At 48.8% G+C, this 23,813-nt stretch carries 22 protein-coding genes; 17 read left to right on the top strand and 5 right to left on the bottom strand.

Annotated features, from left to right (window positions below; translation table 11 throughout):
* Positions 1-59: 59 nt before the first annotated feature.
* The 4 genes from H595_RS23445 to H595_RS0108080 all read left to right on the top strand — a co-directional run bounded on the left by H595_RS23445 (position 60) and on the right by H595_RS0108080 (position 5,159).
* Complete coding sequence (locus tag H595_RS23445) at positions 60-1,451, top strand: DUF3300 domain-containing protein (RefSeq protein WP_051219790.1); 1,392 nt, start codon at positions 60-62, stop codon at positions 1,449-1,451.
* A gap of 131 nt (positions 1,452-1,582) precedes the next feature.
* Positions 1,583-2,281 carry an OmpW/AlkL family protein gene (locus tag H595_RS0108090; protein WP_027670758.1) on the top strand — a complete coding sequence of 233 codons (699 nt, stop codon included), beginning with the start codon at positions 1,583-1,585 and terminating at the stop codon, positions 2,279-2,281.
* Positions 2,282-2,385: 104 nt separating this feature from the next.
* A complete protein-coding gene (locus H595_RS0108085) occupies positions 2,386-4,242 on the top strand; it encodes a bifunctional acetyl-CoA hydrolase/transferase family protein/GNAT family N-acetyltransferase (RefSeq protein WP_027670757.1) in 1,857 nt (618 codons plus the stop codon).
* Positions 4,242-5,159 (top strand): histone deacetylase family protein, encoded by a 918-nt coding sequence (locus tag H595_RS0108080; RefSeq protein ID WP_027670756.1) that lies wholly within the window; start codon positions 4,242-4,244, stop codon positions 5,157-5,159. Before H595_RS0108085 ends, H595_RS0108080 begins: the two co-directional genes overlap by 1 nt.
* A gap of 75 nt (positions 5,160-5,234) precedes the next feature.
* On the opposite strand, the gene H595_RS0108075 is transcribed toward H595_RS0108080, so the two are convergent.
* Both H595_RS0108075 and H595_RS0108070 read right to left on the bottom strand, forming a co-directional pair.
* Positions 5,235-5,537 (bottom strand): type II toxin-antitoxin system RelE/ParE family toxin, encoded by a 303-nt coding sequence (locus H595_RS0108075; RefSeq protein ID WP_027670755.1) that lies wholly within the window; start codon positions 5,535-5,537, stop codon positions 5,235-5,237.
* Positions 5,525-5,782, bottom strand: a complete 258-nt coding sequence (locus H595_RS0108070) for a type II toxin-antitoxin system Phd/YefM family antitoxin (RefSeq protein WP_022990189.1) — start codon at positions 5,780-5,782, stop codon at positions 5,525-5,527. Before H595_RS0108070 ends, H595_RS0108075 begins: the two co-directional genes overlap by 13 nt.
* A gap of 326 nt (positions 5,783-6,108) precedes the next feature.
* Here H595_RS0108070 and H595_RS0108065 point away from each other — a divergent pair, with 326 nt between their 5' ends.
* From H595_RS0108065 to H595_RS0108035, 7 genes are all read left to right on the top strand, one after another.
* On the top strand, positions 6,109-6,354 hold the full coding sequence (locus H595_RS0108065; protein ID WP_027670754.1) for a type II toxin-antitoxin system CcdA family antitoxin: 246 nt from the start codon (positions 6,109-6,111) through the stop codon (positions 6,352-6,354).
* Positions 6,354-6,671, top strand: a complete 318-nt coding sequence (locus H595_RS0108060; protein ID WP_027670753.1) for a CcdB family protein — start codon at positions 6,354-6,356, stop codon at positions 6,669-6,671. Before H595_RS0108065 ends, H595_RS0108060 begins: the two co-directional genes overlap by 1 nt.
* Positions 6,672-6,889: 218 nt before the next feature.
* Positions 6,890-7,591 carry an ABC transporter ATP-binding protein gene (locus H595_RS0108055; RefSeq protein ID WP_027670752.1) on the top strand — a complete coding sequence of 234 codons (702 nt, stop codon included), beginning with the start codon at positions 6,890-6,892 and terminating at the stop codon, positions 7,589-7,591.
* Positions 7,581-10,136, top strand: a complete 2,556-nt coding sequence (locus H595_RS0108050) for an ABC transporter permease (protein ID WP_240474856.1) — start codon at positions 7,581-7,583, stop codon at positions 10,134-10,136. Before H595_RS0108055 ends, H595_RS0108050 begins: the two co-directional genes overlap by 11 nt.
* A gap of 79 nt (positions 10,137-10,215) precedes the next feature.
* A complete protein-coding gene (locus H595_RS0108045; protein WP_027670750.1) occupies positions 10,216-11,346 on the top strand; it encodes a type 1 glutamine amidotransferase domain-containing protein in 1,131 nt (376 codons plus the stop codon).
* Between the two features lie 29 nt (positions 11,347-11,375).
* A complete protein-coding gene (locus H595_RS0108040; RefSeq protein ID WP_027670749.1) occupies positions 11,376-12,071 on the top strand; it encodes a response regulator transcription factor in 696 nt (231 codons plus the stop codon).
* Positions 12,068-13,423: a sensor histidine kinase gene (locus tag H595_RS0108035; RefSeq protein WP_027670748.1), complete on the top strand. Its 1,356-nt coding sequence runs from the start codon at positions 12,068-12,070 to the stop codon at positions 13,421-13,423. Before H595_RS0108040 ends, H595_RS0108035 begins: the two co-directional genes overlap by 4 nt.
* On the opposite strand, the gene H595_RS0108030 is transcribed toward H595_RS0108035, so the two are convergent.
* The 3 genes from H595_RS0108030 to H595_RS0108020 form a co-directional block, all read right to left on the bottom strand.
* Positions 13,413-14,180, bottom strand: a complete 768-nt coding sequence (locus H595_RS0108030; protein WP_027670747.1) for a hypothetical protein — start codon at positions 14,178-14,180, stop codon at positions 13,413-13,415. The genes H595_RS0108035 and H595_RS0108030 overlap by 11 nt on opposite strands.
* Before the next feature lie 154 nt (positions 14,181-14,334).
* The gene (locus H595_RS0108025; protein ID WP_027670746.1) at positions 14,335-15,192 is read right to left on the bottom strand and encodes a hypothetical protein; all 858 of its coding nucleotides are present in this window, start codon (positions 15,190-15,192) and stop codon (positions 14,335-14,337) included.
* Positions 15,193-15,296: 104 nt separating this feature from the next.
* Entirely contained in the window at positions 15,297-16,499 is a 1,203-nt protein-coding gene (locus H595_RS0108020) for an anhydro-N-acetylmuramic acid kinase (protein WP_027670745.1), read from the bottom strand.
* Between the two features lie 137 nt (positions 16,500-16,636).
* On the opposite strand from H595_RS0108020, the gene H595_RS0108015 reads away from it, so the two are divergent.
* The 6 genes from H595_RS0108015 (at position 16,637) to H595_RS21885 (ending at position 23,686) form a co-directional block, all read left to right on the top strand.
* Positions 16,637-17,497 carry a MurR/RpiR family transcriptional regulator gene (locus H595_RS0108015; RefSeq protein ID WP_027670744.1) on the top strand — a complete coding sequence of 287 codons (861 nt, stop codon included), beginning with the start codon at positions 16,637-16,639 and terminating at the stop codon, positions 17,495-17,497.
* A gap of 142 nt (positions 17,498-17,639) precedes the next feature.
* Positions 17,640-19,196, top strand: coding sequence for a cytochrome ubiquinol oxidase subunit I (locus H595_RS0108010; protein ID WP_027670743.1), 1,557 nt, complete (start codon positions 17,640-17,642; stop codon positions 19,194-19,196).
* A gap of 1 nt (position 19,197) precedes the next feature.
* Entirely contained in the window at positions 19,198-20,334 is a 1,137-nt protein-coding gene (cydB, locus tag H595_RS0108005; RefSeq protein ID WP_027670742.1) for a cytochrome d ubiquinol oxidase subunit II, read from the top strand.
* A gap of 17 nt (positions 20,335-20,351) precedes the next feature.
* Entirely contained in the window at positions 20,352-20,465 is a 114-nt protein-coding gene (cydX, locus tag H595_RS0108000) for a cytochrome bd-I oxidase subunit CydX (protein WP_027670741.1), read from the top strand.
* Positions 20,437-22,176: a thiol reductant ABC exporter subunit CydD gene (gene cydD / locus H595_RS0107995; protein ID WP_027670740.1), complete on the top strand. Its 1,740-nt coding sequence runs from the start codon at positions 20,437-20,439 to the stop codon at positions 22,174-22,176. Before cydX ends, cydD begins: the two co-directional genes overlap by 29 nt.
* On the top strand, positions 22,169-23,686 hold the full coding sequence (locus tag H595_RS21885) for an amino acid ABC transporter ATP-binding/permease protein (RefSeq protein ID WP_051219789.1): 1,518 nt from the start codon (positions 22,169-22,171) through the stop codon (positions 23,684-23,686). Before cydD ends, H595_RS21885 begins: the two co-directional genes overlap by 8 nt.
* Positions 23,687-23,813 lie beyond the last annotated feature (127 nt).

The raw sequence follows: 23,813 nt of genomic DNA, 5'->3' as shown, positions 1-23,813 counted from the left end.
CAGTGTTCAAAAAGCCATCAGCGCAACAATACCCTGACGGTGAAACTGAGGATAGCAAGATGAAAAATTTCATGCTGCAAGTAAGCCGGCTACTAGCCGCTGTTTTAATTCTGCTTAGCACAGCGAGCATTGCACTAGCCAATGAAGACGCTTTAACTCAAGCAGAACTGGATCAGATGCTCGCACCTGTTGCGTTGTATCCTGATACCGTATTAACCCACGTACTGATTGCGGCAACTTATCCACTTGAAGTGGTGCAAGCATCACGTTGGGTAAAAGCGAACCCTAATCTAACGGGTGAAGACGCTGTAAACGCGGTTGAAGATAAAGGCTGGGACCCAAGTGTTAAAGCTTTGGTGGCATTTCCACAGCTACTGACACGGCTCAGTGATGATTTAGACTGGACCGAACAACTGGGTGAGGCTTTCTTAGCCGATGAAACCACCGTTCTTGCCAGCATTCAAACCCTGCGGCAAAAAGCGTATGACAATGGCGCGCTAGATGATAACCAACACATTGTGGTAGAACGTGAACGCGAAATCATCATTATAGAACCGGCACGTCAAGAAGTCGTGTATGTGCCGGTATATGATACTCGTGTTGTTTATGGTAACTGGTGGTGGCCTTTTCACCCGCCGGTATACTGGCACACAGCAGGCGCATACTATCGTAATAGTCCATTTTATTGGGGTGTAAGTGTCAACGTTCGTCCCTGGTTCTATTTTGGCATATTCGACTGGCGTCAACGCCATGTGATCGTTCAACACAATTACTATCGCACACCGCCACGGTATTACCCCAAACGCCATAAACATTATACGGATGCCCGTCGCTGGCACCACAACACCGAACACCGTCGCGGCGTACACTACCGGCATGAACGTTTAAACCGCGATTATAATGCCGGTTATGGTTACCGCCAGCCTACACGCGAAACGAAAAGTACTGCAGTACGGCACACTCGCAATGATCGTGATGTGTCGGTGCGTGAACACAAACAACAGTATCAACGTAAAACTGCCGAACAAGTTACCGTGCTAAAACGCGAACAGCGAATTGGCGATGGTGATGCACGCCAGCGCAATGAGACCCTGCGCCAGCAACGCAGCAAGTATGATGAGCAGAAAGTACATGCTAACAATAACCGTGATGAGCAGCGGCAAAAAGCCCAGCAACGTTTGAATGAGCCTCTACGCGACCAGCGAATGGTTAGGGAACCGGTTACTACAAGAGCCGCCAGCACTGAACAGTTACGCCAGCGCGATACGGCTCAAACACAACAGCGCGTAACTCCTCGGCAAGAGCCTCAGTATCGCACTCCGGCGGTACCACAGCGTCAGGTGCAAAGCGCTGCTGAGCCAAAAGCAGTGACACACCGTGCGCAACGAGAGTCCCCTTCCCGTCAAACTACGGCTAGAACGTCGGAACGCCAGGCTAGAAGTATCGATTAGGTGTTATTTTATTGATGCAAAACAAATTACGGGGCTGAATATTAATTCAGCCCCGTTTTTATTGATCCAGACCAATATTTATCATCGCCAAAAGCAGACAATCTACGCAGAACTTATCTGTGGAGAGTGTTATGAAAAAAACGATATCCTGCCTTACTTTAGTTACAGTGCTGGCTTCAGCACCAGCTTTGGCATATTTTGCAATAAACGTCGGCGCTATCAGCGTCGCACCTGACGACAGCAGTAGCAGCTTAAATGTCATTGAACAAGTTGCCGGTTTGCCAACGGGTTCTACAGCAGTAGGTGTTAATTCAAATACTCAATTAGGCCTGACGGTAGACTACCAATTTACACCACAGTGGTCAGTGCAGCTAATTGCTGCAACCCCATTTAGCCACGACATTGCTGTTAAAGGTTCAGCCATTGACGGTTTAAAAGTAGGCAGCACTAAACATTTACCACCAACGTTGCTGGCGCAATATCACTTTATGCCAGCAAACGCTACATTCGATCCTTTTGTTGGCGTGGGCCTGAACTACACAGTTTTCTTTGATAGCCAAACTGACACTGAGCTTGAAGGCGCTCTTTCTGCGTTAAATGTTACAGGCCCAAATGACGTAGTCGATTTAAAACTAAAAAACTCTTTTGGTTTGGCTTTACAAGCAGGGATAAACATTAGTTTTACTGACAATCTTGGCCTGCATTTAATGTTAAGCAAAATAGACATTGATACCACAGGCCGGGTACAAGTAAATGGCAGCACAGTGCAAAGTGTTGATGTCAATATTGACCCCTATGTTGCCATGGTTGGTTTGCGCTGGCAGATATAATATCGAAAGCGTGGTCAACTAGACTAAAGGCGACTGCAATACTGTCGCCTTTTTACGTTACACTGGTATCAATCAGTTACACATGAGCCAAACGGAGCCTAACAGTGGCAAAAGATCCGGAAAAACTAAACTGGCAGCAGTTGTTAAAATCTGGCGATCGTATTTTTATTGGCTCACATGCCGCCACACCCACCTTGCTGATTAACGATTTAATCACTAACGCCAAACAACTGCACGATATTGAAATAGTGCAGGTGTACTCCTTGTCAGATAATAAGTGGGCAGAACCAGAGCACCAGCAACTGTTTAAAATTAATGCCTTATTTATTGGTGGAGAACAGGTACGCCGTGCGGTAGCAGAAGGCCGCGCCGACTATACCCCCTGTTTTATGTCCGATATTCCCTCATTATTCAGCGATGGCATATTACCCTTGGATGCAGCGCTGATAATGGTTAGTCCGGCTGACGAACACGGATATCACTCGCTTGGTGTCTCTGTTGATATTGTTTCAGCGGCTGCAAAAGCAGCAAAAAAAGTTATTGCTCAGGTAAACCTGTCAATGCCGATCACCTATGGACAGTCGTTTATTCATAAAGATCAAATCAGTGCTTATTTATATGCCGAACAACCCCTTGCACAGATGCCGGCAGTAAAGTTGGACACCGTTACCGAGCGCGTTGGCCAGTATGTGTCTTTATTGGTTGAAGATGGTGCCACCATTCAAATTGGTGTTGGCAAAATGTGCGATGCAGTGCTGCGCTACCTGGGCAACCACAAAGATTTAGGCATTCACAGTGAAATGATCACCGACTCCATGATGGAGCTGATTAAAAAAGGCGTAATAACCAATCGCAGAAAAACTTTTCACCCGGGCAAAACCGTGGCCAGTTTTTGTGTGGGCAGTAAAGCGCTATACGACTTTGTGCACTGCAACCCGCATATGGGCTTTTACCCTAGCGAGTATGTTAACTCACCGGCCAATATTGCCCGCAATGACAATATGGTATCCATTAACAGCGCAATAGAGGTCGATTTGACTGGCCAGGTTGTCTCTGACTCTATTGGGCATTTATTCTACAGCGGTATTGGCGGTCAGGTCGATTTTAGCCGTGGCGCTTCGATGAGTAACGGCGGCAAGCCCATTATTGCTATGCCCAGCACAGCAAAAAACGGCACAGTATCACGCATTGTTGCCCATTTAAGCCAAGGTGCAGGTGTTGTCACTTCGCGTGGCCATGTACATTATGTCGTTACCGAATTTGGCGTGGCGTCTTTACGTGGTAAGAGCATTCGCGAGCGAGCCCTGGAGTTAATCCGCGTAGCACACCCGAAGTTTCGCCAGCAACTGCTGGAGCAAATCCGTCTGCATTTCTGGGTGCCGCATTATCAGTTACATACCCCCACCGAAGTGCCAGAACTTGGCAGTATTGGCTTTAAAGAACTGTTTATTGATGGCGAAGAGTTTGATCTGCGGCCACTAAACCCGTCAGACGAGCGCCGGTTACAAGAGTTTTTTTACTCGCACACCAAAGAAACACTGCAACTGCGCTACAGTGCTGTGCCAACACAAATGAGCCGGGAGAAATCTTGCACACTGGTTGGCGTCGATCAATCCAGAGATTTGGCGCTGTGTATTGTTAAGCAAAAAGGCTCAGCGGTAAAAATCCAGGCCGTAGGCCGTTATTATTTACTCAATGATAATCAAGGTTGTGAAGTGGCCTTTGTTACGCGTGAAAAGTATCAGGGTAAAGGCATGGCCAAGCGCCTGCTGCAAGAACTAATAGAGGTAGCCGAGCAACGTGGTCTGAGTAATATGCTGGCTTTTGTCCGTGCCGAGAATAAAGCCATGCTGGCAGTATTCCAAAAAGCCGGCTTTGCGCGGCTTCCTGGTGACGACCCAACCGAAGTGTATTTGCAATTGCGCTTACCACGCGTAACAAGCAATGGAGAACCTAGCTGATGGCCATTACCATGTTTAGTCACCCCAGCTGTTACCAGCACCTAGCCGGCGATGACCATCCTGAGCAACCAGCCCGCCTCAGTGCGATTAATGATCAGTTAATACGCTCGGGTATGGAGTATATCGTGCAGCAGCGCGATGCCACTGCTGCCACCAAAGATGCGGTCTATCGCGCGCACAGCAACTTATACGTCGATGAAATTTTCGTTAAGACACCTGGTGAGGGTCATATCTGGCTGGATCCGGATACCCAGATGATGAAGCACAGCCTAAACGCGGCCCTGCACGCCGCTGGCGCGGGTATTAATGCGGTAGATTTAGTGATGCAAGAGCCCAATCAGCAAGCATTTTGCAGTGTGCGCCCACCTGGACATCATGCTACCCGCGGCGAGGCCATGGGCTTTTGTATTTTTAACAATATTGCTATCGCAGCTTTGCATGCACTTGAACAGCATAAGCTTGAACGTATCGCTATCGTCGATTTTGATGTGCACCATGGTAACGGTACAGAAGATATTTTTGCTGGCGATGAGCGGGTGTTGTTTTGCTCGTCGTTTCAATTTCCGCTTTACCCTAATACGGGTGACACACCGCTGGGTAATAATATTGAAAACCTACCACTGCCCGCCTTATGCAAACCAGCGCTATGGCGCGAGCAAATTGTTAAGCACTGGCTGCCTCGTATAAACCACTTTAAACCGCAGCTTATTCTGGTATCAGCCGGCTTTGATGGCCACCGCGAAGACGATATGGCGCAGTTTCTGCTCACCGAAGATGATTATCAGTGGATAGCACAACAACTGAAGCAATTAGCCGACACCCACTGCGACGGGCGTCTTGTAGCTACGCTGGAAGGTGGCTATGCCTTAAGCGCACTGGGGCGCAGCGTGGTCGCATTTTTAAAAGGGCTTATTTAGGTTCTTGATGCAGTGTTATAGGCTGGCATGAGCAGAGTAGAGCGTCGCAGGGGCCGAAGGTCCCGAATGACGTTGCTAGCTTTTTCCAAGCATGAACGCACGAAGTTGCCTCTCCTCTCGCATAACATAGAGGACGAGAACTCGCTGCTCATCCTCACGATAAAAAATGCGACACGGTGGAACCACTACCTCACTGTATACCGAATCCGGGAGCTCTGGAGGAGTCCGCCCGGATTTGGGGAAATTCTCCAAACGCTCGATCTTATCGAAAACCACCTTAACGAGATCGCTTGCGGCAGCAGGATTGTCTAATGCAATATACTCAGCAATGGCATCCAGTTCTTGAAGGGCGGGCTCTGTCCAGATTACTTCAGCCATTTACTCATTTTCTCTCTGGCCTCACTTTGGCTATACGTTCTTCCCTCAAGTACAGCACGCTCTCCCCGAGAGAGCCCCTCAAGCAGCTCAAGCCGACGCTGCATGAATTCATAATCTTGCACATCAACAAGGTATGCAGATGGCTGGCCATGCTCCGTAATCAATACGGGCTCTTTCGACAAGTGCAGATCTGCCAGAATCTTTGTAGCTTGACGCTTTAGATTCGTAACTAGCTCAACTTTCATCCGTTCACCCTGCTCTAAATTTAAAGTGACACTATAGTATCACTTTGCGGGTGAGGCAATCCCAGCTAACGAGGCTGTAGAAAAAGTCGGTAATGACCCGGAAAAAAGGGGGCGGAGACAATTAAATACCGCCTAGGTTAATCCCCTTGTATTTCAGTGCTTTGCAAAATCATAACGATTATTAGCTCCGACCCCTTATACCTTAGAGAGCCTCAACGCCTTTGATAACCGGCGGCGAAGCAGTCTGGTTACTTGACTTGTTAAATGCGCCCAACTACAATAATTCGCATTAACAATACGCACGGGTTATGCTTAGAGCAAATTTGATGCAACCTTTATCTGGCAACGCCACCTCTAAAAAAGCGGCAAACCTCTCTATAAACAGAGATTTATTGGCAGAGGCTCGCAGCCTGAACATAAACCTCTCAGCAACTCTTGAATGGGCGCTGACTGAGAAAATCCGCCAGGAAAAGCGCAATCTGTGGCGGAAAGATAACCGTGAAGCCATTGATAATTGTAATACACTTGTCGAAGAAAACGGTCTTTTCTCTGATAAACATCGGGTACTCTGATGGAGCAGTTTGACCTTTACGTAAATACAGATCAAGATACCAATCAGACTTATCCCTACTTTGTTGATATTCAAAATGACCTTCTCGATACACTTAACAGTAGAGTAGTAATACCACTAACGCCCGTTCGGAAATCTGAAAAAACCTACCCCAAGCACCTTTGTCCTGTCATTGAAATCAAAAACAAAAAGTTTGTTCTTCTTACTCATCAATTAACGAGCGTCTCCGTCAGCTTTTTAAAAGAGAAGGAAGCTTCACTTACTGACTGTCGAGATGATATTGTCGCTGCCATAGACTTCCTGGTTACCGGAATTTAACACCCGAAAAAGGGGTCCGAAAAAGGGGTCGGAGACAATTAAATACAGTCATAACGATTATTAGCTCAATTTTGTTCTGACCCTAATAATCATTGTTCTGACCCTAATAATCATTGCTGGCTTAGCAAATACAGCCCCATTTTCTCTGCTTCATTTCACACCTGTTTCACAGCCCGGCCGTTACGCTTCGATGCCTAAACCATTGAAGAGGTGACCCCATGCCGCTATCTGCTTTCAGTACCATTGCACTGACTAATGTCAGTCAAACGTTCAGTCATCATAACCATCAGGTGCAGTTGTTTCACCAGCTGAGCTTGTGTATTGAACAAGGCCACTCTTATGCCATTACCGGCCCATCCGGCTCGGGTAAATCCAGTTTGTTAATGCTGATGGCAGGCCTGGAGCAGCCTACCACCGGCCAGGTTGCCTACCTGCAGCACGGGCGCAGCATGCCATTGGCGCAACTGCGACAAGATATTGGTTTTGTGTTTCAGCAGTTTCATTTATTGCCCGAGCTTACCGCGCTGCACAATGTGGCCTTGCCGCTTAAATTGCGCGGCGAAAAAAATGCCGAAGCAACGGCCCGCGAATGGCTGGAAAAAGTTGGCCTGGGCCACAGGCTTAACCACAAACCACAGCAACTGAGTGGCGGTGAGCAACAGCGGGTAGCCATTGCCAGAGCTTTAGTATTTCAACCTAAGTTTATTTTTGCCGATGAACCCACCGGTAATCTCGATAGCAAAAGTGCTGCAGATGTGGCCGAGCTGCTGTTTGCCTGCTGCCAGCAAAACGGTGCTGCTTTGGTAATGGTAACCCATAGCCCACAACTGGCGGCGCGGGCACAGCAGGTGTTTGCCTTTAACAATGGCAACTGTGCATTGCTTGAAAATGCGCCGCTGGAGGTGCAAAGTGCCTGCTAATAATTCTGCTAAAAATAGCCCACTTCGAAAAAATCCAATTCGAAATAGCCTGCAACTGGCCTGGCATTTTTATCAACAGCAAAAGCACCATAGCAGCCAACGCGTGCTGCGCTGGGTACAAGGCATTTTGCTGGTATTTATTGTTACGCTAAGCCAAACCAGCGCCAGCATTCAGGCTTATCTGAGCCATAACTTAGCCAACCTGCTGGGCGCCGACCTGGTACTGAGCCAACCGCTTGCGCTTTCGGCAAGCCAACACGCCGAACTGGCAGCAATGTCTCAGCAGATAGTGCTAAGCCAAAGCTTAACCACAACGCTTACTCATAATGGTCAATGGCAACGGGCAACCCTAAAAGCCGTAGCAGATGATTACCCGTTACAAGGTGAATTACGCACGGCAACGTCTCAGGGCGGGCAAGAAAATGTAAGCGCCCAAGGGGCAGCTGTGGGTGAAATCTGGCTAGACTCGCGCTTACTCGCCGCTTTAGGGCTGCGCCTTGGTGAGCAACTTAGCATTGGCGGTCACCGCCTTACCGTATCGCGCATATTGCTGCATGAACCCGACCGGCTGATGGAGGGCCACACTGTGGAAATGCGCGCCCTGCTGCATCGCACTGATCTGCAGCAGTTTCGCGCTACCGACGATATTATTCAGCATCGCTATTTATTTGCCGCTAATGCACAGCAAATCTCCACTATTTTACAGTGGCAAAAAACCCATTTACCCGCCGCGCAAGTACACCATAAACATGGCGCCCACCCGTTAGCCTTGTTTTGGCAGCGCACAGAAAACTTTATTGGTTTAGCCTCAATATTATTATTTTTTATGGCGGCCATTGCCATGCAGCAGCTTACCCGGGCGCAACTGCAGCAACAGCAGTTTTTCAGCGCGGTGTGTTTAAGCGTGGGCGCGTCGAAACAGACTGTGCTACACATTTCTGTGCTGAAGTGGCTATTCGGCTTACTGTTGTTATTACCCCAGGTTTTGGCGATTTCTGCGCTGTGTCACTGGTTATTACTGCAATGGCTACAGGCACAAGCCTTTGCGCAGCAAGGGGCAGCCGGCAGTTTTGCCAATCTGGCGTGGCAGCCCGACATTGCGCTGGCAGTAAAAACCATTGTTGCCAGTGCATCGATTTTTTTAGTCCTCAACTTTCCGCTCTGGCTGGCCCTGTGGCAATGCTCTGTGCGGCAGTTAATTCAGCCGCAGCGGCGCAGCATCAGTAACGCCGTATTGTTTGGCTGCGCAACACTGGTACTGGCCGGGGTGGCGGCACATTACTCGGATAATGGCCTGCTCACCGCCATGCTGCTGGGCTCAATGCTGGCAAGTATTGCGCTGCTGTTGGTGCTTAGCTGGTTGACTCTGTCGCTTTGCGAAAAGCTCAGCCAGCCGTTTTCCGGTATACTGCCGTTTGCCCTTTATATGATGAAGCAGCGCTTGCTAAGCAAAACGACGCAAATTTTAGGCATAGGGTTAGCCGCGTTTTTGTTGCTGTTTACTTTAATGCTGCTAAAAGATTTGGGCGACAATATGGCGGCTCATCAGCGAACGCATGATGGCAACTTGTTGGTGTCGCAGGCAAGTTCGGCACAAATGGCCGATATTCAGCTATGGGCGGCGCAGCACGCTATTACCATTCGCCAGCATAAACCCTTTATGTACGTCCAGCTTACCCACATCAACGGCGGCCAGCTGGCGGATGTGATGCAAAAACCCAGCGACAGTCTGGCGACCTTAAGTCGCCCGGTGCGTCTGCATTGGAGCGAAGCTGTACCGGGTAATAACCGGCTGGTTAGCGGCCAATGGTGGCACAGCGCAGATACCAACTGGCAGCAGCTGTCGGTAGAGCAAGAAGTGATGACCGATCTTGGCTTGCAGCTGGGCGACCGGTTAGGGCTGGTAATTGCAGAGCACTATGTTGAGTTCAGCATTGCGGCCACGCATGCTTACCAAAGCGGTGCCGGCGCTATTACCTTCTGGCTGCAAATGCCACCTGCGGCACTTACACATATCAAGGCGCCACATTACAGTATGGCCAGCCTGGAGCTGCAGCCAGAGCAATTTTCCTTACTGGGCCAACTGTGGCAGCAACACCCGTCGCTACGCATGGTGTCGCTACAAGAACTGACCCAGCGCTTTGACAGCAGCCTGGCTCTGGTAACCAGGCTTATCAGCGGTTTTGCCGGGCTAATTATCCTGCTTGCCGGTGTCGTTATGGTGTCTTCAGTGCATGCCGTTGAAGCCAAAGAGCAGAAAAAGAACAGCATTATTCTTAGTTTCGGCCTGTCAAAACGCACCTGCCTGCAACTGAATATCATCGAGTGGCTGGTAACCGGCGCTATTGCTGCCACGGGTGCCATTGTTGCCACCTGGCTGGCCGGTTTACTGATTTATCAATCGCAGTTCTCCTTACCCTACCACCCTGATATTGGCTGGTTACTGGGCACCCTGGCCGTTATTTTGTCGCTGGTCACGGGGCTGGGTATTGTACTGAGTAAAAACAGTTTGGCCGGCTCTGTGCGTCAGCTGATGGCGGAGTGAACCAGCAGCCATTTTTCACATGCATTTCACGGCTGCGTTGCCATGCTGTCGGCGCAACCCCATTTTTAGGAGCACTAAGATGAAACAGTTTAAACTTTGTATGCTGATTATCGCCACCCTGCTTTGCGCCCTGCTTTGCGCGCTGGTCAGTCGCCCGGCATTTGCCGAATCTTCCGACAGCAAACGTATTGTGATGGTACTAAGTGGTTACGGCCAGCCAGAGCAACAAGCACCGGGCTATGAATTTGATGAATTTGCCAAGGCCTATCTGGTATTTCAGGCGCATGGAATTGCGGTCGACATTGCCAGCCCGTTAGGCGGCAAAGTAGAAGCCGATAAATACGATGCGACCAAAGCCTATAACCAACAAGTGCTGAACGACGCCGCCATTATGGCAAAGTTAAACCATAGCCTTAGCACTGCGCAGCTTAAAGCAGCTGACTACAACGCTATTTTTATCGTTGGCGGCAAAGGCGCCATGTTCGACTTACCTAAAGACACTGCTCTGCAGCAATTAATTAGCGATATTTATCAGCAGCAAGGCACGGTGGCGGCCGTCTGTCATGGCCCGGCGGCGCTGGTTAATGTGAAATTAGCCGACGGCAGCTATCTGGTAGCCAATAAAGCGGTAAACAGCTTTACCAACGAAGAAGAGCATTTGTTTGGCAAAAAGTGGCTGGCTCAGTTTGATTTTATGCTGCAAGACAAACTAACTGCACGCGGTGGCCGCTTTGAACACAGCCCAATGATGCTAAGCCATGTGGCGGTGGATAACCGGTTGATCACCGGACAAAACCCAACCTCAACGGTAGCAACAGCGATGGCGTTGGTTACATCAATGGGCATTACCCCACTACCGATGGCGCCACATCAAGATGATGCTACCCTGACACTGGTAGCTGAACTTTTGAACGGCAACATTACTGCACAGCAGGTATTGTCCGCCGATGCCACGCAGTATCAGCTTGAATTGCTGGGCATGTACGGGTATTACTACCTTAATACGGCCAGTACCGCCCAAGCATGGCAGCATGCACTAACACTGATGCAAGCAGGCCAAACTGCCATTAATAACACTGCACTGGATATGGCGATTGCAAAAACACAGCTTAAATTGAATGATAAGGCCGCCGCGCGCGCAACACTGCAGCAGATTCTTGCCGCTAAACCCGATTTCGCCGCGGCAACCGCATTGTTAGCTGATTTGTAGCCTTAAACTGGATTGGAATGGATTGAGTGATGAACAAGCCCGGAGTACTGCAGGTACTGCTAATTGAAGATGAGCTGAGCATTGCGAAAAACATTGCCGGCTATATGGAGCAAAAAGGCCATATTTTTGATTTTGCCAACAATGGCAAACAGGGGCTGGCGTTAGCACTACAACAGTATTATGACCTGATCATTTTGGATTTAAACCTGCCGGGCATGGACGGCCTGCAGGTGTGCCAACAAATAAGACAACAAGCAGACCGGCATATTCCGTTGTTAATGCTCACCGCCCGCGACAGCATCGATGCTAAGGTATCCGGCTTTACGGTTGGCACCGACGATTATCTAACCAAACCGTTCTCACTGCAGGAGCTGGAAGTGCGCTGTCTGGCGCTGTGCCGCCGCCATCTGTTACAACAACAGCACACGATAACCCTGGGGCCGCTGGAGCTGGACAAACAACGCAGAATTGCTAAACGCGATGGCCAGCTGCTGGCGCTTAACACCATGGGCTATAACATTTTACTGCTGTTGGCTGAGGCTTATCCGCAAGTGCTCAGCCGCTCTGAACTAAGCCACAAACTTTGGGGCGATGAACCAACAGAATCTGACGCGCTGCGCTCGCATATTTATCAGCTGCGCGCTGTGTTGGATAAACCTTTTGCCTATCCGCTGTTAAAAACCGTTTTTGGCGTCGGCTTTACCCTGGAGATACCCGCACAATGAGCGCTGATAGCCGAAAAAACACCGCAAAGTTTCACAGCATAAGCCGGCGTATCGTATTGCAGTTCTGTATTTTCACCCTGGTAATTTCTGCGGTGAACGGCCTTATCTCTTTTATCCTGATGTACACGCTGGAAGACAGCTTTATTGAACAGCAGTTGCAGCAGGAAGCGGCTCGCCTTGATAGCCATTACCAAACCAACGGCCAATGGCTACCGCCGGCAAGTAACAGCATGCAACTGCATTTTAGCCGCGACACCCTGCCCGACGAGATACGCGAAAAAGCATTAGCAGAGCCAAAGCGCAAAGAGTTTGCCGGCCAGCAGGGCCGGCATTATCACTTATATACGGTTACGCCACAGCCTGAAGTGTTACTGCTGGCCGAGGTAAGCCAGCAATTACTGGTAAGGCCTATTCGTGGCGGTGTGCTGCAATTTCTGTTTATCAGCGCACTGCTTGTCACTACCCTTGCCTGCCTTATCGCCTGGTTTGTCAGCCGCAAAACTACCCGGCCGCTAAAACAGCTGGCGGCACTGGTTGATAATGTCGCGCCTGAACAGCTGTCGCAGCGTTTTTCTAAACCCTTTGCCAGTGAGTTTGCCAGCCAATTCGCCAATGACGAAGTGGGCATTTTAGCGCGCACACTGGAACATAGCCTAAGCGGTATTGCCCGAGCGCTTAAACGCGAAAAAAGTTTTACCGCCGATGTCAGCCACGAGCTGCGCACCCCGCTGGCGGTGATTAAAAACGCCGCAGAGCTATGGCAAAGCCAGCAAACTGGCAGTCAACAGGCGGCACCTCCGCAGACAGAGCCTGACAGCGATAAGCTGCTAATGACACGCATTTATGATGCTGCGGTACAAATGGAAAAAACCGTGCAAACCCTGCTTATTCTGGCCAGAGAAGAGCATGCCGCCAATAAATACAGTAGCACTGAACTGATGCCGCTGGTTGAGCGGGCTATTTTGGACAACAGCATACTGCTACAAGGCAAGCCGGTTACGGTGCAGCTGTGTGATAGTTGCCAGGTTAGCATCAGCGCCAATGCCGACATGCTTAAAGTGCTGCTGGATAATTTGCTCAGTAACGCCTTTAAATACACCGAGTCAGGCGAAGTAAGCATTGCCTTTAGCGAAAACAACCTAATAATCCGCGACACCGGCCCGGGCATGACAGCTGATATTTACCCGCATATTACCGAGGCTGGTGTAAAAGGCCGGCAAAGTACCGGCTTTGGGTTTGGCTTAGCCATTGTTAAACGATTGTGTGAACATCAGGGCTGGCAGATGAGCGTTAGCAGTGCCCACGTCAGTAGCGATAAGGGCACCACAGTGAGAGTAGGTTTTACTCAGTAAAACTTTCATTACCAACATAGCGATAATCTGAGAAGGTATCGGTCGAGACTTCATCAATCTTAGTGAAAAAGGCAAAAGTGCCTTTCATCCTCATCTCCTGCTGCTGTGGCAGTATTGCGCTGTCAATTTTAGTAAAGCGCAGTGTAAGGTTAAACTCGTTGATATTGGCACTAAACAGCGGTGAAAAGTTTGCTGTGTTAGTAATTTCAATAGTGTCGATATAGTGCTCTTCTTTATTAAAGCGCAGCGAACCCTGCAGTTTTTTGCTGACATCGCCGCCAAGCTGGCTGAGATACACCGCAAAACTGGCCTGTAAATGTTGCGGGGTTTCAAAGGTCAGCTGCAAGCTATCCAGTTGAATAAGCTCACTTAGCTTAACCGAAAAATTCTGCTGCCCGGCCGCTTTGCCCTGTGGCTGTTTCAACGCGGCAAACTTTCTCAGCTGTTTATCATCCGGCGCCTGGCCATTAATGCTTAACAACTGCCATTGCCTGTCCGGCGTATTTGTTGGCTCAAACAGCTCAACACTACTGCTAATATCACCCTCTTCATTTTCATAACGGCTAATACGATAAGCCCAGTCACGGCGCGATCGTTGTTCAAACTGCCGTATCTCGCTGGCAATAGTGTTTTGTAACTCCGCCGCTGCAGAAAGGTGCGCATTAAGCGCTACGTGTTCTGTAGCGCTGATATCTAATGCCAGCGGCTGCGCCGCAAAACCAATGCAAAGCAGCAACCCATAATATTTTTTAGCCATGTTATGCCTTTTAGATCAACCAAACAGGCACTCAACATAACGCCGGGCTTGTGAAACCGGCGTGAAATCCATACCTATTTAATTTGAGCCGCAAGCCTAAGTGAGTAGACATAAAAAAGGCTGAAAGTTCAGCCTTCTCTATCTTTGTTAACCGTTAGTTTGAGCGCTTGCGTTTAGTTAACAGCAGCAAACCGGGTAACAATAATAACATGCTGGCAGGCACTGGAACCTGTGATGGCTCCTGCGCTGTAGGTGGTGGAATTAATGTTTGAATATTTAACTGCAGCGCTCCGGCAAGAATACGGGTGTTATTAAGTGTCGCACCGTCCCCTACTTGCAAAAACATATTGGGCGCCAACAAGTTGCCTTGAATATTACTGGTACCAAACATCCCGGCAGATAGCGTAGTGTATTCTTCCGCTTGATTTTGGCTATGGAAATTAAAAAACACCTGGTTTGGGTTTATACCATGTAAAAAAATGCCGCCGCCGTCCATCATAAACCACTGGCTGATATTAAATACAAAGGTGTCATCAGCACTACCAAATAAGTTAATAGCTTGATGCGCCATAATAACCGGGTTTAACGAAAATACATTTAAACCACCATTCCCGGTATAGTTATTTAAACTCTGTAAATTTGTCTGCGTACCGCCCAGGCCCTGCAGCTGTTGCGATAACGCACTTAGCTGATCTTGCAAGCTGATAAACTGACTATTGTTCCACTGCTGCCAGCCTTGCGTAATGTGAATACCCACACCTTGCTGTTGATTGATACCGGCAGCATAACCATTAACGATAGTGCCCGCGCCAAACTCTAATTGTTTCGCGGCAATGTTGCCATGTACATCACTCTCAGAGCCAAGCCCCATGTATCCTGACTGACTACTGGCCCCGTTCGCGCCAGCAAACAAAGCAAAGTTAGCTAACTCTCCTAAATGAATCGGCGTGGCCAATACACTAGTGCTAAATAGCAAACCAAGGCTAAATCCTTTTATTAATCGACCGATCATTACTGCTCCTGAAATCGTTTTTTGAGTTGGCTGCCCTACTAATGACAACGGTGTCATTGTATAAGATTCATACATTCCTTTCAATGAATCCTTTTTCCCGGCTATTAATCAGAAAAGCTGATTTTCCCCATGCTTACTCCCGGTATGCCTTCACGGGCATTGCTAAATTGTTGCTTGCCCCCCACCAAACATTCATTCGCCAGTACAGCAAATAATACCGCCTCTTTAGCATCAGGGTTTATGCCAAGATCTGCCGTTGTTTTAATGTCCACGCCAGGCAGTGCAGCCTTAATTTGTGACATTAACAACGGGTTATGAATACCGCCGCCGCTGGCATAAATGACAAAATTATTTAACTGCGCTGTAGTGCGCGCAATAGCACTGATAATCATATCGGCAGAAAAGCGATTAAGGGTTGCCATCACATCGGCAGGGTTCAGGCTTGTTGTGTCACTTTGTTGCTGTGCTTTAGCCAGATACGCCAGGTTAAATACTTCCGGACCGGTGGTTTTAGGAAAACCAAGGGCAAAAAAATCATCCTGCTTCAACGCTTCAAGCAAAGGCTCACTGACTACACCCGCTTTAGCCAGTTTGGCGTCTGCATCAAAATATTGCTCAGGGTAATGTTGCTGAATAAAGGCGTCCATTATGGTATTGCCGGGGCCAATATCCGTACTAAATACGGCCTCAGCGTCTCGTGTTTTTGGCAACCAGGTGAAGTTAGCTATGCCGCCAATATTCAGCATAATGCGATTTTCGTGCTCACTACTAAACAGCAAATAATCACCGTATACGGCTAAGGGCGCCCCTTCACCACCCGCGGCAATATGTTTCTGGCGAAAATCACTTAACGTAATAATTCCGGTGGTAACCGCCAGATGATCACCATCGCCAATTTGCAAAGTAGCATTACCGTAATCTATGAGGTTGTGCTGGCGTTTCGGGCAATGAAAAATTGTTTGGCCATGGCTGGCAATAACATCAACATCGCTTACCGTTAGCTGCCATTTGGCCAGGCACTGGTTAATTATCCGACCATGCTCAATACCAATCCACGGGTTAAGCAGCGTAATAGCCTGCAGGTCTACTTCACGTTTAGAAAATACCGCCTTTACCCGCTGCTTATAGTCAGCGTTATAATCAACGGTAGTAAACTGCAATACCTTAATAGCGGTATTTAACCCAGCGCCGGTTAGCTCACACAGCGCCACATCCAAGCCATCAAGAGAAGTACCGCTCATCAAACCTATAACCCTTCGGCCAGGCTTAGTCGCTATGTTATATAGCTGCTGAATATGGTGGTGCATAGCGGTTTCCTCTGCATGCGACGACAAAAATGAATAATTTATGCGTATAATAAGCCGTAGATTACCAATTAACGCCTTGCAATGCTGCATCCTCTGGCAAAATCAGTTGGTGTTGCGCATAGCACAAAGGATATCCGATGTCTGTACTTGATAAAATTGCCGCCCTACGCGATAAATTTCCGCGCGCTGAACAGCAGCTTGCAGAATATATTCTGGCGAATCCAGATCATATCCGTGATATGCCATCACAGATGTTGGCCAAAGCTGTAGGCATTAGTCAGGCCAGTGTGGTGCGTTTTACTCAGAAGTTAGGCTACAAAGGCTACCCCGATTTTAAATTTGCTATCAGTGACAGCTTGCATCATCAAACACCTGCGTCCAGTACAGATAAACTGCACGGTGAAATTTCACTGGACGATACCTTTAGCACCATGAGCCAAAAATTACTGGCCAGCAAAATTAATGTGCTGCAAAAAACCTTCGCCATTAACTCACAAACCAGTTTTGAGCAGGCTGCAATGTTGCTGCGTAACGCAAAACGCGTGCTGCTGTGTGGCAAAGGTGGCTCTGCACTGGTGGCAAAAGACTTATCATACAAGCTGCAAAAGTTAGGTACCGCCGCTCTGGCAGAAACCGATACCCATGTCCAGCTGGCCAATATTGCCAATTACACCAGTGACGATGTTTTAGTGGTATTAAGTGAATCTGGCGAAACGCCTGATAGCGTAAAAATTACCGAACAAGCTGCAGCCAACGGCGTTAAAATTATCAGTATTACTGCATTTGGCGGCAACAGTGTGGCTAAACTGGCCAGCCTAAATTTATTTACCGTTGCCGATGAGAGCTCTGCGCGCTTGTCATCAATCCTGGCGCGAAACGCACAAGAATTAGTAATAGACACCCTGTTTATTTTACTGACACAAACCTGCCCACAAGGCCGCAAAAAACTTGCTGCCTCCAATCAAGCGGTTGATACCTTCCTAGCCCGCAAACGCTAACGCATTCAACTTTACTAATATATCTAAACAGAAACTTGATCCAGCGCATAAGCGCTGGCCATCGATGCAAGTATAGTGGCCAGACTGTACTACCTTTGTAGCTGCAGTGCTCCTTTTTAACCTGCGCTTGCGGAGTAAGCAGATGGATATTGTAGACCTGTCCCGACTTCAGTTTGCCTTTACGGCAATGATCCACTTTTTGTTTGTCCCTTTAACCCTTGGCATGACATTTTTACTGGCAATAATGGAGTCAGTCTATGTTATGACTGGTAAAACCATCTATCGCGATATGACTAAGTTTTGGGGTAAATTGTTTGGTATAAACTTTGCGCTAGGGGTTACCACCGGTATTGCGATGGAGTTTCAGTTTGGTACGAACTGGTCCTACTATTCGCACTATGTTGGCGATATTTTTGGTGCACCACTAGCCATAGAAGCCCTGATGGCGTTCTTCCTTGAATCTACGCTGATTGGGTTATTCTTTTTTGGCTGGGATCGCCTAAGTAAAGAGAAACACCTGGCCGTTACCTGGCTGATGGCACTAGGCACCAACTTGTCGGCATTGTGGATCCTGGTTGCTAATGGCTGGATGCAGCACCCGGTAGGTTCCGTCTTTAACATCGATACTATGCGCATGGAGCTCACCAGCTTCAGCGAGGTAATATTTAATCCGGTAGCTCAGGTTAAGTTTGTTCATACCGTATCGGCAGGCTATGTTACCGGCGCCGTTTTTGTGCTGGCAATTTCCAGCTGGTATTTACTAAAAGGCCGTGATTTAGCCTTTGCCAGACGCAGTTTCGCTATTGCTTCAGCTTTTGGTTTAGCCAGTGCGCTGTCGGTAATTGTGCTGGGTGATGAGTCTGGTTACGAGCTAGGTGATGTGCAAAAAGTAAAATTGGCTGCCGTAGAAGCAGAATGGAACACCCATCCGGCTCCTGCCGCTTTTACCGTGTTTGGCTTACCAAATGCAGAAACACAAACAACCGACTTCGCATTAAAAATACCCGCTGTGCTTGGGCTTATTGCTACCCGTTCACTAGACGAAGAAGTGCCTGGGCTAACAGAGCTAAAAGCCCAGCATCTGCAGCGCATTATTCGCGGCCAGGAAGCTTACGTATTAATGAAGCAATACCGCGCTGGTGACAAGTCAGCCGCTACAGTGGCTCGCTTTAACGCAGTTAGCGATGATTTAGGTTACGGTATGTTACTTACCGCTTATACCGATGATGTTGCCAATGCCACGGCCGAACAGATTGCACTGGCTGTAGATGCCTCAGTACCTAAAGTGTGGCCATTATTTTGGAGTTTCCGCATTATGGTCGCCTGCGGTGTATCAATGTTACTGCTGTTTGCATTCGCCTTTTGGCATAGCGCCAAGCGTACCGTCGACAAGCCGAAATGGTTACTCAAATTTGCCATATTTAGCCTACCTTTGCCTTGGATTGCCTGTGAAGCCGGTTGGTTTGTCGCCGAATACGGTCGTCAGCCCTGGGCTATTGGTGAAATTTTACCCACCCATATGGCGGTATCTCAGCTTAGTGTCAGCGATATTTGGTTTAGTTTGGCCACCATAGCGGTGCTGTATACAGTGTTTGTCATTATCGAAATGTGGTTAATGACCAAGTATGCCAAAATTGGGCCTTCCGCCTTGCATACCGGTAAATATGACTTAGAAAGCCCAGTAGCGAAGGAGGCATAACATGGATTACGAAGCACTGCGATTTATCTGGTGGTTATTAATTGGCGTATTACTCATTGGTTTTGTGGTAACCGATGGCTTTGATATGGGTGTTGCTGCGCTACTAAAAGTACTCGGCAATAGCAACGACGAACGCCGGGTAATGATTAACGCTATTGCACCGCACTGGGACGGTAATCAGGTTTGGCTGATTACCGCAGGTGGGGCACTCTTTGCCGCCTGGCCTACGGTGTATGCGGCCTCATTCAGTGGGTTTTATATCGCCTTAATGCTAACGCTATTTGCGCTATTTTTACGCCCTATCGGCTTTGAATACCGCGCTAAAATTGATACCGAGCAATGGCGCAGTCGCTGGGACTGGGCATTAACTGCAGGCTCTGCAGTTCCGGCAGTTATTTTTGGTGTGGCGTTTGGTAACTTGCTACAAGGCGTACCATTTTATTTTGACGACATTCTGCGCCTACATTACACCGGCAGCTTTTGGGCATTGCTTAACCCCTTTGCTTTACTGGCCGGCGTGTTAAGCCTACTGATGATCGTTAACCATGGCGCCACCTATCTGCAACTAAAGACTGAAGGCGAACTTAAAGCCCGCAGTGAAAAACTGTCGTCGATACTAGCATTAGTATGTGCCGCACTTTTTGTATTGGCCGGTGTCTGGCTATATAGCGCCATTGATGGCTACAGCGTTACCAGTATGATAGATACCAACGGCGGAAACCGCACAACAGAAAAAACCGTCGCCATTGCCAGCGGTGCCTGGTTTGCCAACTATGCTAAATGGCCGCTGCTGTGGCTAATACCGGCACTAGGCGTTACTGGCTTCTTAATTTGCGCGCTGGCCAGCAAAAGCCGCCGCCATATATTAGCGTTTGTTAGCTCTGCGCTGGCACTGGCAATGGTTATCCTGACTGTGGGCGTAAGTATGTTTCCGTTTGTTATGCCTTCAAGCAGCCATCCGGCACACAGTCTAACTATGTGGGATGCGACTGCCAGTGAGTCTACGTTGATGATCATGTTCGTTGTAGCGTGCATCTTTGTACCGCTTATTCTGGCCTACACGGCATGGAGCTACTTTGTCATGCGAGGCAGATTAAACGAGCAGCATATTCGTGATAACAGCCATTCATTGTATTAATTAATCAGGAGCACTCTATGTGGTATTTTGCCTGGATTTTAGGGGTATTACTGGCCTGTTCTTTTGGCATCATCAATGCCATGTGGCTGGAATTAAAAGGCTATGAAGGCGAGGACACCCAAACTGACTAAAGCGGTAACGGCAGCTCAACAGCTAAACCGGCTGCTAGGGCCACAGCAACGACGACTGCGTATTGCACTGTCGCTGGCGGTTGTCAGCAGTGTGCTGTTTATTCTGCAGAGCTATTTGCTGTCAGTTGTGTTTGCTGATTGGCTAATGGCCAGCCAGCAAGCACAGCCACTTAGCGCTTCTGTACTGTTGGCGATATTGCCTGCTTTAGCGCTATGTTTGCTCTTTAGGCCTTTGCTGCAATATGGCCGGGAACAATACAGTTTACAGGCCAGCAAACATATTCGACTGGCGTTGCGTAACACCTTGCTGGATAAATTAGCCAGCGCAGGGCCAGGTAAAAGCCTGTATGGCAGTGATGGCAACTTAAGCAGTAAGTTACTTGAGCAAGTTGATGCACTGGATGGCTTTATAAGCCGTTACTATGTGCAGCGTTACCTGGTGGTGATTACACCATTATTGTTGGTAGCCGCAACCTTTTACTACAGCACACTCGCCGGCATTATTTTATTACTTACCGCACCCTTGGTGCCGGTGTTTATGGTACTACTGGGCAATGCCGCGGCTGAAGCCAGCAGGAAGCAGTTTCGCCAACTTGCCCGTATGAGCGGTCGCTTTCTGGATTTAGTTCGCGGCATCAACACCCTGCAGCAGCTACAAGCAACGGATCGCGCCACGCAGTCGATCGCCAATGCAGCACAGCGTTATCGAGACAGTAGTATGGGCGTGTTAAAACTGGCCTTTTTATCCAGTGCCGTACTGGAGTTTTTTTCAGCATTGGCAATTGCATTACTGGCACTGTATTTAGGCCTGGGGCTGTTGGGCATTTTACCCTGGGCTAAAGGTGTAATACCGGTGCCTTATCAGGGTGCCTTATTTATTTTGTTGTTGGCGCCAGAATTTTATGCACCGCTGCGCCAGCTGGGTAGCGATTACCATGCTAAAGCACAGGCTGAAGCGGCACTGGAGGAGCTAACCCCAATACTGCAACACCATGCCTGGCATCATCAAGGTTTAAACAAAATAACCCTAAATCAGCCCCCCGCCATCTGCATGCGCCAGCTACACATTTTAACCACGAATGGCCGCGAGCGGCTGGCGCCGGTTGATATACACCTTAACCGTGCTGAGCGTATTGCACTGCAAGGTTACAGTGGCAGCGGTAAATCTTCGATGTTGCAAGCGCTGTTGGGCTTTGTGCCTTTTAAAGGCGATATACTTATTAACAACACTCCCTTAGGCGAGATGCATCGGGATCACTGGCAGCAACAGTTAGCCTATCTGGCACAACATAGCCCGATAGCTGCGACCAGCATTGCCGAAAATTTGCGTCTGGCAGCCCCCGAGGCAACTGAGCAGCAATTGCTAGACGTATTGCAGCAGGTTGAGTTATTGCAACTGATACAACAACTTCCACTTGGACTGAACACCCTGCTAGGCGAGCGCGGCCTGGGCTTATCCGGTGGCCAGTTACAACGATTAGCACTGGCACAACTGCTGCTGCGTGATGCCAAACTTTGGTTATTGGACGAACCTTGCGCGCACCTTGATGACGCAACAGCCTATCGTTTGTACCAACTTATAGGCCAATTGAGCAGGGGTAAAACAGTGATTATTATCAGTCACACGTTATCCGGGCTTAATTGGGTAGATAGAGTGGTAACCCTTAACGATACCGACAACATAAGCCAAGGATATACCGCCAATGCCTGAGAGACATCGGCAGCAGATCCAGCTGCGCACGCTACTACACAGCCGCCGCAATGCCTGGCTTCTCGCCCTGCTACTGGGGAGTATTACCCTACTGGCGGCAGTCACGTTGCTGACATTGTCAGGCTGGTTTATTAGTGCGGCAGCTTTAGCTGGCTTGGCCAGTATCAGTGCCGTCGGATTTGATTATTTTCGTCCAGCGGCCATTATTCGTTTATGCGCCATTGGCCGCACTGCAGGCCGCTACGCCGAACGATTAACATCACACTATGCTGCGCTTGGCTTACTTAAAGACTTACGTGTCAATCGCTTTACTGCGCTAGCCAACAGCCGCGCAAACCAGCGCCACTCTGGCGATACCCTGCAGCGTCTGGTAACGGACATAGACTTGCTTGATCAATTTCCATTAAAAGTTATCGCACCCTGGTTTTGGGCCTGCAGCTTATTGGCGTTCGTTTTATTATTTTGGTACTGGTTAACACCCGCACTGTTTATTAGCGCCAGCGTGCCACTGCTATTAGCTTTGGCTGTTCCGCTTATCACACTGCGAAGCGGTATAATACTGGCAAAACAAGACACCGCTGCCGCAGCAAAGCGCCGTACAATGTTACTAGAGCCACTGTCTATGCTTACCGCACTGCTGCTTTGGCAGCGCTGGTGCGACAAAACACAACAATTTAGCACCGAGGATAGCGCCTATCTGACATTGCAAATACGTCAGCAACAATTAGCCAGCCGCAGTGGATTAATACAGCAATGGTTATTGGCTATAAGTCTGTTAGCGCTATTATGGCAAGGCACTGCGTTAGTAAACGACACAATGCTCAGTGTGCCGTTACTGCTAGCAGCAGTGTTGGCATTGTGGGCTTTACATGAAGTCTTGATGCCACTGTGCCACAGTTTTATTGCCCTTGGGCTTAGCATGTCAGCGCGAGACCGGCTTAACCAAATACCGGGTACTGCACTCGCCGACAATAGCGAAAAACCAGTGCCTACAGGCCCTTTTCAGCTTAACGTTTCCCAGCTTTTCGCCCGCCAGAGTAACGCTTTATATGGCCCGGACAATATTAGCTTTTCATTACAAAGTGGTGATGTGCTTCTCATTAGTGGCCCGTCTGGCGCAGGTAAAACTACCTTACTACAAGCCCTGGCAAATCAGCTGGCCTATAGCGGAACACTCGAGTTGAACAACCAGCCGTTTAATCACTGGCAACTGGAGCAGACGTTAGGTTACTTGCCGCAACAGCTGGATATTTTTGACTTAACATTAGCGCAAAATCTGCGTTTAGCCGCACCCGACGCCAGTGATGAAATACTTTGGCAAGTTCTCGCCGATGTTGCTCTGGCCGATTGGGCTAAACACCAGCCTGACGGCCTTAACACCGTGTTGGGCGAATATGGTGCAGCAATATCTGGCGGGCAAGCACGGCGCGTTGCGCTAGCTCGTTTACTGTTAACAGAGCGGCCAGTGTTAATGTTGGATGAACCCTTTGCCGGGCTGGAATCGTGGTAGAACGACCCATTACTGAGCCGCCCCCACACAGATCCGGACGTGCGGAATTACCGCATCCGGCTCTTCAGTTATATATTCACTCGTGTAAAACACGCCCTTAATACCAGTCAACATGGATAATTCGCTT

This window comes from Rheinheimera baltica DSM 14885, assembly GCF_000425345.1.
In the GTDB taxonomy this organism is placed as follows: domain Bacteria; phylum Pseudomonadota; class Gammaproteobacteria; order Enterobacterales; family Alteromonadaceae; genus Alishewanella; species Alishewanella baltica.
This window is presented reverse-complemented; position numbering and strand designations above follow the sequence as displayed.